Raw genomic sequence first — 16,829 nt, forward strand, 5'->3', positions numbered from 1 at the left:
TCGCTAACCTAGGGTAATTACTTATGCACCATTATGGTGACTAAAATACACTGTGCGAGCTTTTTTGGTGCGGTGCTCATGGCGTTTTGTTTTAAATGCTTATTCCTAGGTCATGCAAGAAATCTGCTGTATTAATTTTTTGTTAATTAAGCGCCTGCTCATGCGATTAAACCACGGTGATTTGGTTCATTCATGGCCAGTATCGATGTTGTGCAGTGTTTAAAAAAAGATGAGCTGTAAAACTGAGCAGGGCGCAGCAAGCAGCGCCCGTACTGAGTTTATAAAATCGTTGGAAAAAACTTTGGCGTGGTTTTGCTGTTTTTAAGAGGGGGAGCAGTGAGCTAAGGTTCATTTTTATTTGGCTAAGTCGCTTTGCTAGGGCACTACATTTACTTAATCTGTCCCACATCTAGCCGCACAATCTGATTGTTTTCTACCTTAAAGTGCATATAGGTATTGAACTCACCCCAGCGATCCGTGTGGAAAAAACCGTAAACGCTGAACCCTTGATTATCTTCTTTATCGATACGTTTAAAGTAGCCACGCGATTTGCCTAGTACGATATAAGCACGTAAGCGGCCAAATATTTCGCTGTCTGACCACTGAATAAAGTCCCTCTCCTTGCCTTCGTCACTGATGACGGCCTTGGGGGAGAAGAGTTTCATCCAGCTTTCGCGATCGTTATCGCTCATGGCTTTTACGGCTGATTTTACCAGTGGGTTGCTGAGTTTATCCAAGCCTTCGATGCTTTGTGCTTGGCTGAGCGGGCTGTGCACAATACTGACCAATAACAGCAAGGGCAGAGGGAGTCGCATGGTGGATCCTTAGAGTGTGAGTACGCTAAAGAGCCAGCTGCTGGCGCTTTGGTGGCCATCTAAATGACTGATGTTATGCAGCAAGATCAAAAAATACGCCGTTTACTAACAAAGCACGAACAGACGATTACCTTTTTGCTTGATCCGCTTCTGTTCGTGCATTGAGTGTTTTTCGTGGACAAATAGTCTTTGTGTATAACACCCGTTCATTAGCGGGTGGTAAAGCCACCATTGGCAAAAATAGTCTGGCCGTTAACCCACCAGCCTTCGGTCACCAAAAATTTAATCAAAGGCACGATGTCTTGGATTTCAGTTAAGCCCGATTGATTAAAAGCGCTTAAATCTGCCGATGTTTTTAAGTAAGCCACGGCTTCTGGGGTTTCTTGAGCATAAAAGAACGGTGTATCCATTGGGCCTGGGCCCACTGCGGTAACAGAAATACCACGAGCACCAAATTCTTTGGCTGCCGCGCGGGTAAAGTGCTCAACGGCGGCTTTGGTGCCCGCATAAGTTGAGTAATAGCCGGTGTAGGCGGCAAGCAGCGAGGTCACGATGGTGCAGATCTTGCCGTTGTCGTTTAAGTGCTTGCCTGCTTCGCGGATAAAGAAAAATGCCGCCTTGCTATTGATATTACTCATCTCATCGAATTCTTCTTCGCTGACATCCATAATGGCTTTTTTGAGCACTTTGCCAACGGTATTGATGGCAATATCTACGCCGCCAAAGCGTTTTACCGCTTCATCAAACAAAGCCACGCAGTTGGCTGCCTTGCTTAAATCACCCTGAATGGCAAAGGCTTTGCCGCCGATGGCTTCAATCGCTGCCACGGTTTCTGCTGCCGCAGCTGCAGTTGCATCACTATTGTAGTGCACCACAATAGATGCGCCTTCGGCGGCTAAAGTGCGGCTGATTAATCCGCCGAGGTTTTTTGCGCCACCTCCAATAACAACAACTTTTCCTGCGAGTGATTGTGTAGACATTGCTGCATTCCTTTTATTAAGTAGGATCTGAAAGTGTGCTTTCAGAAGAAGTGAATGCAGTATGCTGCGCCGATCGCGATGGATAAATACGGCTAAAATGAAAACACTATTTTGTCTGGCAAAACAATCGGAGCCTCAGTGGACTTGATTCAAGCAATGCGCCTGTTTGTGCAAATTAGCTATAGTGGTAGCTTTACCCGTGCCGCCGAACTGATGCAGCTATCGCGCCCCGTGGCCTCGACTACATTGCAGCAGCTAGAAAGCCATCTGGGGACGCGCTTATTAAGCAGAACCACTCGCCATTTAGAGCTCACTGGCGATGGCCGCAGCTATTATCTGCACTGTCAGCGCCTGCTGGGTGATATCGATAAAACGGTGCAATCATTTAGGGAGTCAGGCTGCCAGGGCTTGCTGCGGATTGATGTGCCCACGCGGATTGCTCGCAACTTATTAACCCCCAATTTGCCTGCGTTTTTTCAGCGTTACCCAGAAATTCGCCTTGAAATGGGGATAAGTGACCATGTGATTGATCTGCTGCGTGAAGGGGTGGATTGCGTGCTGCGGGTGGGGGCTTTACGTGAAGAGCGCCTAGTGGCGAAGCCTTTGGGCTATTTCCCACAGGGCAATTACGCCAGTCCTGCGTATATCCAAAAATGGGGAATGCCTGACACGCTGGATGGCTTAAAACAGCATCAGTTGGTAGGCTATAGCCGCGAGTTAAATGGCCAGGATGCGGTATGGGAATACACAGAAAAAGGTGAAAACTGCAGCTTAGCAATGGCTAGCCAGATCACGGTGAATAATGCAGAAAGCTATATTGCCTGTGGCCTAGCTGGGCTTGGGCTGATTCAGGAGCCCTCTTATGATGTGGTGCAGCATCTTGCTGCTGGAGAGCTAGTCGAAGTTTTGCCGCAATATCAAGCTGCAGCGCTCGCTGTAGCGGTGCTTTATCCATATCAACGTAATAGCTCGCAACGGGTACAGGCCTTTGTAGAGTGGCTTGAACATGTTCTTGCCGAGCAATTGCCCAAGCTTTGTTTTATTCCCGCTGCCTAATGCTTCATGAAATCCGGCGCTTAAGGCTATAATCGCGGGTTAATCTATGAACGACTGAGCCCTTTTCCCATGAGCACCACGCCTAAAGAACTCGCAAAAAGTTTCGAACCCGCTGAGATCGAAAGCCGCTACTACCCAGAATGGGAAAAAGCTGGTTACTTTCAGCCGAATATGCAAGCTGCTGAATCGTTCTGCATTCAGCTACCGCCACCCAATGTGACAGGTACTTTGCATATGGGCCATGCCTTCAATCAAACGATTATGGATGGCTTAACTCGCTACCACCGCATGAAGGGTGAAAATACCCTGTGGCAGCCCGGTACCGATCACGCGGGTATTGCTACGCAAATCGTGGTGGAGCGCCAGCTGGATGCGCAAGGCATTAGCCGCCATGAATTAGGCCGCGAGAAATTCGTAGAAAAAATCTGGGAATGGAAAAAAGAATCCGGTGCCACCATCACCCAGCAAATGCGCCGCATGGGCGCATCGGTGGATTGGAAGCGCGAATACTTCACCATGGACGAGCAATGCTCGGGTTCGGTGACCGAAGTATTCGTTAGCCTGTTTGAGCAGGGCCTGATTTACCGTGGCAAGCGTTTATCTAATTGGGATCCAAAATTAGGCACGGCCATCTCTGACCTCGAAGTGGTTTCCGAGGAAGAAGAAGGCCATATGTGGCATATCAAATATCCGGTTGTGGGCAGCGATGAATTTATCGTGGTGGCCACCACGCGTCCTGAAACCCTACTGGGCGACGTGGCGGTAGCGGTTAACCCAGATGACGAGCGCTTTAAGCATCTGGTGGGTAAAACACTGCAATTACCGCTAACCACCCGTGAAATCCCTGTGATCGCCGATGATTATGTGGACGCGGCCTTCGGTACTGGTTTTGTAAAAATCACCCCCGCACATGATTTTAACGATTACCAAGTGGGTAAGCGCCATAACACCCAGCTGATTAATGTAATGAGCTTGGAAGCGACGATTCTGCCTAAGGCGCAGGTATTTAGCTTTGATGGCGATGCACTGGGCAGTATTGATCTGCCTGCTGCCTACGCTGGCATGACCGCCCCTGATGCGCGTAAAGCCATGCTGGCCGATCTGGATGCGCAGGGCTTATTGCTAGAGACCAAAAAACACAAGCTGATGGTGCCACGCGGTGATCGTACTGGTTCGGTGATCGAGCCTTTACTGACTGATCAGTGGTTTATGGCCATGAGTAAGGCCGATGAAACCGGCCAAAGCATCACAGAAAAAGCCCTGCAAGCTGTGGCAGACGGCGAAGTTAAATTTGTGCCAGAAAACTGGGTAAACACTTACAACCAGTGGCTGAATAATATCCAAGACTGGTGCATTAGCCGTCAGCTATGGTGGGGCCATCAGATCCCAGCTTGGTACGATGAAGATGGCAAAGTTTATGTCGCACGTAATCAGGCGGAAGCCGAGGCACAAGCGCCGGGCAAAACCCTGCGCCGCGATGTGGATGTGCTGGATACTTGGTTTAGCTCGGCACTGGTGCCGTTCTCTACTTTGGGCTGGAAGCCGGGGCAAAGCACGCCTGAGCTAGATGCTTTCTTGCCATCATCGGTACTGGTGACCGGCTTTGACATTATTTTCTTCTGGGTAGCCCGGATGATTATGATGACCAAACACTTCACCGGCAAAGTGCCGTTTAAGCACGTGTATATCCACGGCTTGGTGCGGGACGGCGAAGGCCAGAAGATGTCTAAATCGGAAGGTAATGTGCTGGATCCGGTGGATTTGATTGATGGGATTGATCTAGAAACGCTGCTAGAAAAACGTACCTCCGGCCTGCGCCGCCCAGAAACCGCGCCTAAAGTAGCGGCCAAAACCAAAAAAGAATTCCCAGAAGGCATTCCGGCTTTTGGTACGGATGCACTACGCTTTACCTTTGCATCACTGGCTACCTTAGGCCGCAGTATTAATTTTGATCAGCATCGCTGCGAAGGCTACCGCAATTTCTGCAATAAGTTATGGAACGCCACCCGCTATGTGTTGATGAATGTGGAAGGCAAAGACGTAGGCCAAGATGAATCGTTGCCGCTGCAATACAGTTTTGCGGATCAGTGGATGATAGGCCGCTTGCAGCAAGCTGAGCATGATGTATCGGTTGCGCTAGATACCTTCCGCTTCGATCTGGCCGCGCAAGGTATTTATGAGTTTGTTTGGAACGATTACTGCGATTGGTATATCGAGCTAGCCAAAGTGCAATTGCAATCGGGCAATGAAGCAGAGCAGCGCGCCACCCGCCGCACCTTGGTGCGCGTGCTAGAAGCCACACTGCGTATGGCTCACCCAATCATTCCGTTTATCACCGAAGAGTTGTGGCAAGTGGTAGCACCGCTGGCCAATGCCAAGACCACAGAATCGATTGTGGTGGCCGCATGGCCGGTGGCTGATTTAAGCAAGGTGAACGAAGCGGCCAATGCTCAGGTTGATGTGCTGAAAGCGCTGGCCTTTGCAGTGCGTAATCTGCGCGGTGAAATGGGCTTATCGCCATCGCAAAAAACACCGCTACTGCTAGAAGGCGGAGACGAGCTGCAGCAGTACGCCGCTTACTTGATGCCGCTGGCTAAGCTTGCCAGCGTGAGCATCGTTGCCAAACTGCCAGAAGACGACGCACCCGTTGCCGTAGCAGGCAGCACACGTTTGATGCTGAAGGTGGAGATTGATAAAGCAGCGGAATCGGCGCGTTTAACTAAAGAAATCGGCAAGCTGGCGGATAATTTAGAAAAAATCAAAGCTAAGCTAGAAAAACCAGGTTATCTGGATAAAGCCCCTGCACATCTGGTTGAAAAAGACCAAGCGCTGGTGCTAGATCAAACCGAGAAACTGGCTAAATTGCAAAGCCAGCTGGTGAAGTTGCAATAAAAATGAGATCAATCGTAGGGCGGGTGCAAGCCGCGAGCAGCGCTGAAAAACGGCGGCTTGCACCTGCCCTACGATGCTTCAAGCATACACAGGCTGCTTTGTTCAGCCTGTTTTTATTGATCAATAATGGCCATATGCGCCTGTTGATTAAAAGCAGTTTATTAAGGAAATAACCATGATTAACAACGATATTCTACGCAGCGTGCGTTATATGCTGGATTTAAGCGATGCCCATATTGTGGCTATTGCCAAGCTGGCTGATTTTGATATCAGTAAAGAAGACGTAGCCGCTTTTTTGAAAAAAGAAGATGAAGAAGGCTATTTGGAATTCAGCGATGAGGCGATGGCTTATTTCTTAGATGGCCTCGTGTTCCATAAGCGCGGTAAAGATGAAAGCCGCCCAGCTCAGCCGATTGAATTGCCGATGAGCAATAATATGGCGCTGAAAAAACTGCGCGTGGCTTTTGAATTAAAAGAAGAAGATATGCACAGCATTTTGGCTGCGGCAGGCTTTGATGTATCCAAACCAGAGTTAAGTGCCTTATTCCGTAAAAAAGATCATAAGCACTATCGCAGCTGTGGCGATCAATTACTCAGAAACTTTTTAAAAGGTTTAACCCTGCGTTTGCGTGGCTAAATTGTTGTTGCATGGTACTCAGCCCTAACACTAAGCATTTATAAGGTGGGCAAGGTAAAGCGCCCTTGCCCCCTATACCTATTTATCCTGCTCGCTGTTGCTATCTCAACCCCCCATATTCCTGCCAACCTCAAATGGCTTGATCAATGAAAACTCTAAATATTATCGGCCCAGGCCGGCTTGGCAAATCATTAGCGCGTTTAGCCCAGCAATCGGGGCGCTACCAAATTGCTGGGGTATATGCCAGATCTGCTCAGCATGTTACAGATGCCATTGCCTTTATTGGGGCGGGTGAGTTTTGCTCATCTCTAAATCAATTGCCTGCGGCTGATTTATATTTGTTAGCGGTGCCAGATGGTGCAATTGCAGATGTAGCGCGGGAGCTGGCGGCTTGTCATATTGTAAAGGCGGGTAATGTGGTGTTTCACGCTAGCGGGGTATCAGATGCGGCTTTACTTGCGCCACTGCAAGATTCTGGGGCTTATTTAGCGAGCGTGCATCCTGCTTTTTCTTTTGCAGATCCAGCGCTGGCGGTGGCCTCTTTTAATGCAACCCTTTGCGCCTTAGAAGGTGATCAATTGGCCTGTGATATTTTGCAGGATTTTGTGTTGGCGCTAGGGGGCAAGCCTTTTACTTTAGTTAAAGGAGGAAAAGCGGCATATCATGCTTCCTTGACAATGGCGGCTAATTATTTGGTTACCTTAGCGGATTTATCATTAAAAACGGCGCAAATGGCCGGAATAGAGGATGAGATTGCCCAAAGCCTTATTTTTAACCTAATGCAGCAAACATTAAGCAATATTAAAGTATTAGGCCCTGCAGCTGCATTAACTGGGCCAATTGTTCGTGGTGATGAGGCTACAATAGAAAAGCATTTGGCGGTATTAAAAGACGCAACTATATTGCGCTGTTATCAGAGTATGGGGCTGGCTACGATTGATTTGGCTGCTGCTCATATTAGTAAATCTAAGCAAGCCGCTTTACAGCATATTTTTGCATAAAGTAGCGTTTGGTACTCGGTGTAAAAGTAGGCTAGTTTATATAGATGTTAGATTTCAAATATTAAATCGATAGGACTGATGTTGCTGGCTGTTCTTTAGCCGTATGCAACGATAAGTGTTGATTTAAAAAGCTCTTGGGAGAGAGATATATGTCATTACGCAAAAAAGTTTACTTATTAGCACTAAGCATTTTGCTGGCTTTAATTGGCATTATGTTAGTGGGGCTATGGACGATGCGCCAAGCCAGTAATGACGATAATAGTGCCCGCATTAAGCAATTAATGGGCAGCACTTATAATGGTATTGTGCAGCTAGAAAATATGGCCGCATCAGGGAAGCTACCTGAAGCACAGGCCAAAGAAATCGCCACTCAATTATTGCGAGAAAATAAATACCATAAATCTGAATATGTTTATGTGGTTGATGACAAATTAAACTTTGTTGCCACGCCGCTTGATCCACAATTGCATGGTACTAGCTTTAATGATTTTAAAGATGCAAGTGGCAATAGCGTCGGTGCCATTGCACAAAGGGCATTGGATAAATCAGGTGGTGCATTAACTGAATATTGGTGGACTTCTAAACGCGATGGCAAAGTGGTTGATTTGCTTTCTGTGGCGCAAAAAACTCCACATTGGGGCTGGATTGTTGGCAATGGCATCAGCTTTGCAGAGGCTGACGCGCGTTTTTGGGGCAATGCACGCTGGCAGGTATTGATTTGCTTGGCTGTGGCGGGATTGGTGGCGGCAATTATGCTGTCGGCAGTGCGTAATCTATTGCGAGATTTGGGCGGGGAGCCTGATGAAGTAATGGCTTTAGTGCAAGTGGTTGCAGATGGCAATCTACACATTGATGATAGCGCTGTAGATGTTTCGCCAAAAAGTATTTATGGCTCGGTACTGCGTATGCGTAGATCGTTACGGGATGTGATTTCACAGCTGTCATCGGTGGTGCATACCCTGCATACTTCGGGCGATGAAATTGTTGCTAAGGCGGAAAGTAGTAATTTATTTGTGGGGGCGCAAAGCCAAGCGGCAACGCGTATTGCTCAAACTGCCGAAGACTTTACTCAGCAAACTCTAAGGGCCGAGCAACAGGCCAAACAAGCTAAGGGCCAAAGCGAGACGGCAACAGAGATATCCGCTAAAGGCTTGGCGGTGATTTCAGCGGCGGTGAATCGTTTTTCAGATATTGAGCTTTCGGTGGGTGAAACCCAAAGTAGTATTGATGATTTGGCGCAGCGTGTAGGCAGTATTTCTGCCGTGATTGCGGTGATTCGTGACGTGGCTGATCAAACTAATTTGCTGGCTTTAAATGCAGCTATTGAAGCTGCGCGCGCGGGTGAGCAGGGGCGTGGTTTTGCTGTGGTTGCTGATGAAGTGCGTAAATTGGCCGAGCGCACTAGTACGGCAACTCGCGAAATTGGCGAGACGATTAATGCGGTGCAAGATAGCGGCCAGACTGCCAAATCACGTATGGATGGCATGGTGGTGCAGCTTAAAGAAGGGATTCGTCAAACCAAGGAAGGTGGTGAGGCGGTGAAGGCGATCCGTGAAGAATCTGCGGCAACGGCTTTAGTGGTTGGGCAAATTGGTGAGGCCTTGGCCGCTCAAGTGCACTCAAGCCAAGCGATTCGTAATGATGTTGATGAAGTGGCTAATTTCTCTTCTGGGACTTTAGAGGCATCAAAAAGCACTGTGGCGGTAGCACAATCGATTAAGCAAGTTTCAGATCAGTTAGAAGTATTGATCAAGCAATTTAGATTGTAAAAATCAGCCTGATTTACCCTAAAAGAGGATGTACTACATGGCCTTTTTTACCGCATGTTACGAGCAGTAAAAACACATTCAGTAACAATACCTTACTGTATTTATCAGGTGAAAAATACCTCTGTGTTAGTGTCGATTTTCACTGCTTTTTTTATCAAAAGACGGCAGGATAGCGGCATAGGGTAGTAAGCCTTGCTGTTTGATGCAGGGCGCAAGCCTACCTATTATTTATTTTGGAGATGCAAGATGTCAGCCCCTAAAACCCATCCACTGTTTCTGGCTGCGGCCGCTTCTGTGATCTTAGCTTCTGGTGTAGGCGTTGCCAATTGGCTTGGTTTTGTTGGTAAGCCTGCTGTAGAGCCAGCGATTGTGGCATCGGTGCCTAGCGTGGCTAGCGCGCCTGTATTAGCCTTAGTGGCTACTCCTGTGCCAACTGCAGCACCTATCGCAGCAGTAATCCCAACGGCCGCGCCAATTGCTACGCCTAGGCCTGTTGTATATACGCCGGCAGCTAAGCCACATGCTAAAGCAACACAGCACCCTGCGACGGTTGCAAAAAGCACAGAAGAAGCCAAGTCTGCTCCTATCGTTTGGCCAGCTAAAGAAGTTTGTAAAAGTTGTGGCCGCGTAATTTCAGTGCGCACTATCGAGAAAAAAGGTGAAGGCTCGGGTGGCGGTGCGGTCGTTGGCGGTGTGTTAGGTGGGGTAGTTGGACACCAGATTGGTGGTGGTAATGGCCGTACCGTTGCTGAAGTGCTGGGTGCGATTGGTGGTGCTGTGGCAGGCCATCAGGCAGAAAAACAATATCGTAGCGTAACGGTATATGAAGTTCGTGTGTCGTTTGATGATGATAGTGAGCGCACTTACAGTTTTCAGGAACGTCCACAATTTAGCCAAGGTGATCGTGTGCGCTTAAGCGGCGATACCATTGTGCCTACAGGTAATTAATAGGCTTGCTTGATCAAAAGGGCGCAGCAAATAGCGCCCTAAATTAGCTGTGTTCCATGCCTAGCTCTTGAATTTTACGCGTTAGGGTATTGCGTCCCCAGCCGAGTAACTCAGCAGCTTCGATGCGTTTTCCTCCGGTGTGGGCCAAGGCGCGCTCAATCACCATGCGCTCAAAGGCGGGGGTCATTTCGTCGAGGATGCGGCTATCACCTCGGCTTAAACGCATGCTCATTTCTGCGCCTAAATGGCTTAACCAATCCCCGCCGCGTAATTGGATTTCACCCGCGTCTGTGCTTAATTCTGGCGGAAGATCGCCTGCTTGCACTAAGGCACCCGGTGCCATCACGGTAATCCAGTGGCAGAGGTTTTCTAGCTGGCGCACATTGCCAGGAAAACTAAATGCGGCCAGTTTGTTCATGGCGTCATCCGTTAGGCGCTTGGCTTCAATGCCCAGCTCTGCGGCCGATTTACTCAAAAAATAACGCGCGAGCAGGGGGATATCTTCGCTTCTTTCCCGCAGCGCAGGCAGGCGCAAGCGGATCACATTCAAGCGGTGGAATAAATCTTCTCGAAACTGCCCTTGTTTAACGCGCTCTTCTAAATGTTGATGTGTAGCCGCAATCACCCGCACATTGGCTTTAATCGGCTGATGCCCACCTACGCGGTAATAAAAGCCATCGGATAGCACCCGCAGTAAGCGGGTTTGCAGCTCGGAGGGCATATCGCCGATTTCATCTAAGAACAAGGTGCCATTTTCAGCCTGCTCAAAGCGGCCTTGGCGGCGAGCGTCTGCACCCGTAAATGCGCCACGCTCATGGCCAAATAATTCGGACTCCAGCAAATCTTTAGGAATCGCAGCGGTGTTAATCGCCACAAAGGGTTTAGCAGAGCGTGGGCTATGGCGGTGCAAGGCGCGGGCTACTAGTTCTTTACCGCTACCTGATTCGCCAGTAATCAACACCGTGGCAGCAGATTGGCTGAGGCGGCCAATCGCCCTAAATACATCTTGCATGGCGGGGGCTTGCCCCAGGATTTCTGGCGCGGGTGAAACGGCCTCAATTGGGCCGCCTACTTGATGGGTAAATCTTTCGCTTTCTTGGATAGCGCGGCGTATCAAGTCGATGGCTTGATCAACATCGAAAGGCTTGGGCATATATTCAAATGCCCCGCCTTGAAAGGCGGATACGGCGCTGTCTAGATCTGAATGGGCGGTCATGATAATGACGGGTAAATCGGGCCAGTCGCGTTTCACAATATCTAAAAACTGCAATCCAGATTCGCCAGGCATGCGGATATCGCAAACGATGGCTTGTGGTTGTTCTTGGGAGAGTTTTGCCAGTGCTTCGGTGGCCGAGGCAAAGCTGGCATGCGAGATGTTTTCGCGCGCTAAGGCCTTTTCAAACACCCAACGAATCGATCGGTCATCATCAATAATCCAGACAGCACTCATGGGGTTTCCTTGTGTTATTTATTGCTGCGTAACATCAGTTAATGTGCGTCTTGCCAGCCATTCAGTGGCAGTAGCAGGCTAAAGCAGGTAAGGCCGGGGCGGCTTTCAAATTCAATGGTGCCGTGGTGCTGGATCACAAAGGTATGCGCAAGATGAAGGCCAATCCCAGTGCCGCCTGGACGGCCAGATACCAATGGATAGAATAGGGTTTCTTTTAGCGATTCAGGAATCCCTGGGCCGTTATCAATAATTTGAATTTGTAGGGCCAGCGGAAAACGGCGGCGATTCAGCGTGACCTGCCGTGCAATCCGTGTGCGCAAAAAAATCTCACCTACGCCCGCCATGGCTTGCACGGCATTGCGAACAATATTCAGCACCGCTTGAATCAGCTGTTCTTGATCGGCGATTAGATTTGGCAGGCTGGTATCGTAATCGCGCTTTACCGCTAGGCCGTTTGGTGTTTCGGCAAGGGCTAGGCTACGTACACGCTCTAATACCTCATGGATATTTAGCTCGGTTAGCTTAGGTAGGCGATGCGGGGTAAGTAAGCGATCAAGCAGCCTTTGTAAGCGCTGAGATTCCTCGATAATCACTTGGGTATATTCTTTTAGGGCTGGGCTGGCAAGCTCAACAGAGAGCAGTTGCGCAGCGCCTCGAATACCCCCCAAGGGGTTTTTTATTTCATGGGCTAGATTGCGAATCAGCTCGCGATTGGCTTGTTGCTGTGCTTGCAAGCGTGCTTCATTCACAATTTTGCGCTGCTGATCCATCTGCCGAATCTCAACCAATGCTGCGGCTGCACTGGTTTCGATGGGGCTGGCGGTGAGTGTGACATAAACATCGCCGTGATTGGTAGAGAGCAAAAGCTCGTGCTCGGTGATGCTGATGTTTTCGGTGCAGGCGGTAATCACAGCACTCACAATCGGGCTGTGCGGCTCTAAACAGGCCGATAATGTCATACCTATATCATCTTGGCGCAAGCCTAGCAGATCGGTTGCAGCAGGGTTAACGTAAACCAGCGTGCTGTCTGCAGCAACGGCAATGACAGCATCGTCCAGAAACTCAAGACCGGAGAAGGCGGTATAGCTCATGGCGGCTTGTCTCTGTAGATCGTTATCTATAGGGTTCTAGCAATTTGCGGGCCAGCTAATATCCGGCGTTAGCGATGTTCGGGAGGCTGCTAGATGGGGCTATTGTTGGTGAGATTATCAATCAGCATACACCAGCAGCGCACCAGTGTGGTGCGTTGCTGGTGTAGATGGTGCGTAGATACTGGGAAAGTTTAGCGCAAGCGGCTAATTTCAGATTGTAAGGCGCTGATATTTTTTTCGTGCAGAATCATGTTATTGCGGATGCGGCCCATTTTTTCTACATACTTTTGCGGACTGGCTTTTTCTTCGGCAGATTTAGTATTTTCTGCTTCTGCGAGTTGACGACGCGCATCGGTCAGGTTTTTTTGCTCGCTAGCTAGCTCTTCGTTAAGGATCAACTGGCGGTTACTATCACGGCTTTTTTGCGTAGCGGCATCCACGCGTGGAAAGTTGCCCGGCGTTGCTATTTGTGGGCTGCGCTCCTTAGGGCCGGCATTGCCTCGCGAACGAGGGGCAGGAATCAAGGCTCCAGGCTCGGCCAAGATGCGTTGTGCGTTGCGCATGGGGATATTAGAAAAGGTGACATTGCCGTGTTCGTCCACATATTTATAAATATCGGCGTGAGCCAGTGGGGCAAGGCAGGCAAGGGTAATAAGCAGAGACTTAAGCATGGGCGTAACTTAACACAGACAGGTTTAAAGTAGTTTAGTAACGGATGTTACGCAGTAAGATTAAAAAATGCGTAGTCCACGAAAATCACATAAAACACGAACAGATGGCGCGTTGCAATCACCTATTGCTCAATTTAAATGATCATCGATTTAAATTAAGCACTTACTAGCCTCATAAAAAGGAAAGTAAATTAAGCCAAAGTCATGCGTATTTCTTTCTTTTTTTCGTAGACTAAACACGCTTGTGCGTAACATCAGTTAGTAAGTCGTCTAGCAAGCAAGCGCTTAGCAAAACTGGGTTGAGGTAGCGCTTAAATCAAGAATAAATACAATGCTTCATGATTGCTGGATTAATTGCGCTTGGTATCACTATGGCCCAAGGCTTTTTCTGGGGCAATTAAATCTCGAATGCGCTGTTTTAGTTCTTTAGATTCAGGAAAACGCCCTTCGATTCTTCTATCCCAAATGATGGTATCCATACACTGCACAATAAAAAGGCCGCCAGTACCGGGTTGCAAGGCGACCTCCCCTACCTCGTCAGCGAAGCATGAAAGCAGCTCTTGGGCCAGCCATGCTGAGCGTAGTAACCAATTGCATCGAGTGCAATATAAAATGCTGATTCGTGGTTTAGTGATTGGCTTCATTAAAATTTTAAACCTAGTTGCTGGAGTTGCTTTGCAGTTTCATTGGCATTGATATGGTGAATACCATGCCAGCCCAGTTGGCTTGCTGCGTGGGCATTTTTGGCGACATCGTCAATAAACACCAGCTCATTAGGCTGCAAGTCAGGTAAGTGAATACGTTCAAACATGGCCTGATAAATAGCTGGGTCAGGTTTGATTAAGCCTAAGCGCCCAGACACCACAATATCTTTAAAGCGGTGTAGCAGTGGAAAGTGCTCCCAAGCGTAGGGGAAGGTTTCATCTGACCAATTGGTCAGGCCGTAGAGTGCAATATTAGCTGATTCTAATCGTTCCATCAGGGCCACGCCATCAGGTAAAGTGCCTCGTAGCGTTTCATGCCAGCGGCTATAAAATGCCGCGATCAAATCACTGTACTCGGGAAACTCGGCTTGTTTGATGGCGATTGCATCAGCCCATGTGCGGCCACGATCTTGCTCGATATTCCATTCACCATTGCAAACGTGGCTTAAGAAGAATTTTCGCTCTTCTTCATCGCTGATTAGCTTGCGATAAAGATAGTCGGGATTCCAATCAAATAAAACACCACCAAAATCAAATACAACGGCTCGAATGGTCATGATCATCGCTCAAGGCAAGTGCAAGAGGCCATATTCTACCTCTTGCTTTTGCTTTTATGCGGGTTAATCATTGATTTATAGAGGGAATAGCGATAAGTACCATTAAATAGATCAATCAGTGATGGGTGTAAATCTTGTGCTGGCTATGTGCTACGCGGGTGGGTTTACTTGAATGGCTAAGCTGTAATAACAGTTGGTCTTATCGAGTTGATAAGCCAGATATTGGTATAAAGCCTATGCTTGTGGACTTACTGAATCTCTAAGGCATAGTAGCGGTAAGTGATATCAAGCTGATAGCCTAATGATTCGTATAGTGCTTGTGCTCTATTATTTGTATGCGCTGTGGATAATTCAAGTCTAATTGCACTGGTTTGCAATGCATGCAAACGTGCTTTTTCCATTAATGCACTTGAAACCCTTTGCCCACGGGCGGCTTCACTGACAAATAGATCGGATAAGATCCAAATTCTTTTCGCGCTAATTGAGCAGAATGATGGATAGAGTTGGATAAAGCCAATGGCATCATTATTAGCGTTTGTGGCGATTAAAATGACGCTTTCATTGAGTGCTAAGCGTTGCTGCAAAAAATTATAGGCTATTTGCAAATGGCTTTCTTGCTGATAGAACACGCGATAGGCATCAAACAAAGGGGCGAGTTGATTTATATCATCTAAATGGGCGTAGCGAACCGTGTGTGTCATATTGGAAATCTTAATTCATAATTAATAAACGCAAATTATGCCATTGGCTTGCTGTGTATTGTTAAAAGATATACCCCTGAATAGACCCAGCTTGTAGGCGAGTGAAATAAAGCCCATCAGAGGATAGCAATCTTTGGTTTTATACGGCTTAGCAGCAAGCTAGCTGTTTATATTTTTTAGCCGCCTTAGCTCACGCCATAATACCCCGCTAATTACTATGCCGATGGCAACATTCACTACGGGCAGTGCGGTGTAGACGCCGCTCACTCCCCACCACTGTGGCATCAGCCATAACGCTGGAATTAAGGCTAAGGTTTTGCCTAGGGTGCCAAATAGCGATAAACGTGTGAGTGCCATGGCTTGCAAGCCAATCACCCCCACAATAATCACGCCATCAAAAGGCAGGGCAAACAGGTGGAGCTGTAAGGCTTGGCTGGCGGACTGAATCAAGGCCTGATCTTGCCCCGCATACAGCGTAGCAATCGTGTGTGGAAAAAACTGCACTACAGCCAGCAGTGTAAAGCTCAGTAATAAACAGACTTTTAATCCGTAGATTAACGTTTGCGCCAGTCTTTGCTGCTGCCCAGCACCAGTGGCATGGCTTAATAATGGCTGCATGCCAAGTGCTAAGCCGTGTACCAGTAATATAAATACCGCTTCGGTATAACCGGCCACGGCGTAAGCAGCAATACCCGCCCCCTCACCATATTTTAATAATTGATAGTTATGGGCAAATAAGAGAAAGGCAAGGTTGACCTCCATCAGCAAGCTAGAAAACCCCAGTCCCAGCATTGATGGCATGCTTTGCCAGTGCGGGCGCAGCTCAGCTAGAGTCATGCGTAAGTTTGCATAGCGGCTAAAGAAATAAGCTAAGCCAGCCAGTGTAATCAAGCCTTCAATGAGTAGGGTGGCGCTTGCCGATCCAGCCAGCCCCCAACCGAGCTGCACCACAAACAAATAATTGAGCGCGATATTGCCTAATGCCCCTGCCGTTACTAAGGCGGTAACAAGCTTAGGACGGCCATCATTGCGCACTAAGTAAATCACCGCCATTTGCCCAATAGTTACCATGCCGCCCCAAAGCATCAGGGATAAATAGGAGCGGGCTTCTTGCAGCACCGCAGGGTCACTATCTGCCTTGAGCAAGCTTAAGATGTTTTCCTGCTGGCTAATGCCCATCACAGGCAGGGCGATGCCGAGCGCCGCAATAATTAAAATAGTATTGGCCAGCGCTTGCCGTGCCTGCTTGATTTGGCCCGCGCCTTGCAGCATGGAAATACGCGTAGCCGCCCCCATGCTGATCATGGCCCCAAGGCCAATTTGCAATAAAATGATTGGGTAAACCAGATTGATTGCCGCCAGCGCGTGTGCCCCTACATAGCGCCCAACAAACATGCCATCTACCACAATATATAAACCCATCACCAACATCCCTGCAATGGAGGGGATGACATAGCGCCAGAATAGGGTTTTAACTGGCAAGGTGTTTAGATCGTGCATATTTTTGTTGTTCATAAAGCTCGTTTGCGATTATTTGAATCGGGTCATTGAATAATT

At 48.3% G+C, this 16,829-nt stretch carries 15 protein-coding genes; 6 read left to right on the plus strand and 9 right to left on the minus strand.

What is annotated here, in order from left to right; translation table 11 throughout:
- Positions 1-389: 389 nt before the first annotated feature.
- Both R6242_RS01625 and R6242_RS01630 read right to left on the minus strand, forming a co-directional pair.
- Entirely contained in the window at positions 390-815 is a 426-nt protein-coding gene (locus R6242_RS01625) for a hypothetical protein (RefSeq protein ID WP_318423054.1), read from the minus strand.
- 209 nt (positions 816-1,024) lie between these two features.
- Positions 1,025-1,795, minus strand: a complete 771-nt coding sequence (locus tag R6242_RS01630) for an SDR family oxidoreductase (protein WP_318423056.1) — start codon at positions 1,793-1,795, stop codon at positions 1,025-1,027.
- 138 nt (positions 1,796-1,933) lie between these two features.
- Here R6242_RS01630 and R6242_RS01635 point away from each other — a divergent pair, with 138 nt between their 5' ends.
- The 6 genes from R6242_RS01635 to R6242_RS01660 all read left to right on the plus strand — a co-directional run bounded on the left by R6242_RS01635 (position 1,934) and on the right by R6242_RS01660 (position 10,098).
- Entirely contained in the window at positions 1,934-2,851 is a 918-nt protein-coding gene (locus R6242_RS01635; RefSeq protein ID WP_318423057.1) for a LysR family transcriptional regulator, read from the plus strand.
- Between the two features lie 69 nt (positions 2,852-2,920).
- Positions 2,921-5,743 carry a valine--tRNA ligase gene (locus R6242_RS01640; protein WP_318423060.1) on the plus strand — a complete coding sequence of 941 codons (2,823 nt, stop codon included), beginning with the start codon at positions 2,921-2,923 and terminating at the stop codon, positions 5,741-5,743.
- 175 nt (positions 5,744-5,918) lie between these two features.
- The gene (locus tag R6242_RS01645; RefSeq protein ID WP_293935800.1) at positions 5,919-6,380 is read left to right on the plus strand and encodes a DUF1456 family protein; all 462 of its coding nucleotides are present in this window, start codon (positions 5,919-5,921) and stop codon (positions 6,378-6,380) included.
- A 146-nt stretch (positions 6,381-6,526) separates the two neighbouring features.
- The gene (locus R6242_RS01650) at positions 6,527-7,381 is read left to right on the plus strand and encodes a Rossmann-like and DUF2520 domain-containing protein (protein WP_318423066.1); all 855 of its coding nucleotides are present in this window, start codon (positions 6,527-6,529) and stop codon (positions 7,379-7,381) included.
- Between the two features lie 149 nt (positions 7,382-7,530).
- The gene (locus tag R6242_RS01655) at positions 7,531-9,150 is read left to right on the plus strand and encodes a methyl-accepting chemotaxis protein (RefSeq protein ID WP_318423069.1); all 1,620 of its coding nucleotides are present in this window, start codon (positions 7,531-7,533) and stop codon (positions 9,148-9,150) included.
- Positions 9,151-9,396: 246 nt separating this feature from the next.
- Entirely contained in the window at positions 9,397-10,098 is a 702-nt protein-coding gene (locus R6242_RS01660) for a glycine zipper 2TM domain-containing protein (protein WP_318423071.1), read from the plus strand.
- Positions 10,099-10,141: 43 nt separating this feature from the next.
- Here R6242_RS01660 and ntrC read toward each other — a convergent pair whose 3' ends face one another.
- The 7 genes from ntrC to R6242_RS01695 form a co-directional block, all read right to left on the minus strand.
- Positions 10,142-11,548, minus strand: coding sequence for a nitrogen regulation protein NR(I) (ntrC, locus tag R6242_RS01665; protein WP_318423073.1), 1,407 nt, complete (start codon positions 11,546-11,548; stop codon positions 10,142-10,144).
- A 38-nt stretch (positions 11,549-11,586) separates the two neighbouring features.
- Positions 11,587-12,639, minus strand: a complete 1,053-nt coding sequence (gene glnL / locus R6242_RS01670; RefSeq protein WP_318423075.1) for a nitrogen regulation protein NR(II) — start codon at positions 12,637-12,639, stop codon at positions 11,587-11,589.
- 191 nt (positions 12,640-12,830) lie between these two features.
- On the minus strand, positions 12,831-13,310 hold the full coding sequence (locus R6242_RS01675) for a DUF4124 domain-containing protein (RefSeq protein ID WP_293935794.1): 480 nt from the start codon (positions 13,308-13,310) through the stop codon (positions 12,831-12,833).
- A gap of 350 nt (positions 13,311-13,660) precedes the next feature.
- Positions 13,661-13,954: a SelT/SelW/SelH family protein gene (locus R6242_RS01680; protein ID WP_293935793.1), complete on the minus strand. Its 294-nt coding sequence runs from the start codon at positions 13,952-13,954 to the stop codon at positions 13,661-13,663.
- Positions 13,954-14,571, minus strand: a complete 618-nt coding sequence (locus R6242_RS01685) for an HAD family hydrolase (RefSeq protein ID WP_293935792.1) — start codon at positions 14,569-14,571, stop codon at positions 13,954-13,956. Before R6242_RS01685 ends, R6242_RS01680 begins: the two co-directional genes overlap by 1 nt.
- Positions 14,572-14,819: 248 nt before the next feature.
- Entirely contained in the window at positions 14,820-15,272 is a 453-nt protein-coding gene (locus tag R6242_RS01690; protein WP_318423079.1) for a GNAT family N-acetyltransferase, read from the minus strand.
- Between the two features lie 159 nt (positions 15,273-15,431).
- Complete coding sequence (locus R6242_RS01695) at positions 15,432-16,787, minus strand: MATE family efflux transporter (protein WP_318423082.1); 1,356 nt, start codon at positions 16,785-16,787, stop codon at positions 15,432-15,434.
- Positions 16,788-16,829: the final 42 nt, after the last annotated feature.

Source organism: Iodobacter sp. CM08 (assembly GCF_033446605.1).
GTDB lineage: Bacteria > Pseudomonadota > Gammaproteobacteria > Burkholderiales > Chitinibacteraceae > Iodobacter.

Bases quoted from the DNA above. Each gene is read 5' to 3' on its own strand.
- glnL (WP_318423075.1), bottom strand. From the start codon at position 12,639: ATGAGCTATACCGCCTTCTCCGGTCTTGAGTTTCTGGACGATGCTGTC.
- R6242_RS01655 (WP_318423069.1), top strand. From the start codon at position 7,531: ATGTCATTACGCAAAAAAGTTTACTTATTAGCACTAAGCATTTTGCTG.
- R6242_RS01695 (WP_318423082.1), bottom strand. From the start codon at position 16,787: ATGAACAACAAAAATATGCACGATCTAAACACCTTGCCAGTTAAAACC.
- ntrC (WP_318423073.1), bottom strand. From the start codon at position 11,548: ATGAGTGCTGTCTGGATTATTGATGATGACCGATCGATTCGTTGGGTG.
- R6242_RS01675 (WP_293935794.1), bottom strand. From the start codon at position 13,310: ATGCTTAAGTCTCTGCTTATTACCCTTGCCTGCCTTGCCCCACTGGCT.
- R6242_RS01645 (WP_293935800.1), top strand. From the start codon at position 5,919: ATGATTAACAACGATATTCTACGCAGCGTGCGTTATATGCTGGATTTA.
- R6242_RS01625 (WP_318423054.1), bottom strand. From the start codon at position 815: ATGCGACTCCCTCTGCCCTTGCTGTTATTGGTCAGTATTGTGCACAGC.
- R6242_RS01650 (WP_318423066.1), top strand. From the start codon at position 6,527: ATGAAAACTCTAAATATTATCGGCCCAGGCCGGCTTGGCAAATCATTA.
- R6242_RS01680 (WP_293935793.1), bottom strand. From the start codon at position 13,954: ATGAAGCCAATCACTAAACCACGAATCAGCATTTTATATTGCACTCGA.
- R6242_RS01685 (WP_293935792.1), bottom strand. From the start codon at position 14,571: ATGACCATTCGAGCCGTTGTATTTGATTTTGGTGGTGTTTTATTTGAT.
- R6242_RS01660 (WP_318423071.1), top strand. From the start codon at position 9,397: ATGTCAGCCCCTAAAACCCATCCACTGTTTCTGGCTGCGGCCGCTTCT.
- R6242_RS01640 (WP_318423060.1), top strand. From the start codon at position 2,921: ATGAGCACCACGCCTAAAGAACTCGCAAAAAGTTTCGAACCCGCTGAG.
- R6242_RS01630 (WP_318423056.1), bottom strand. From the start codon at position 1,795: ATGTCTACACAATCACTCGCAGGAAAAGTTGTTGTTATTGGAGGTGGC.
- R6242_RS01690 (WP_318423079.1), bottom strand. From the start codon at position 15,272: ATGACACACACGGTTCGCTACGCCCATTTAGATGATATAAATCAACTC.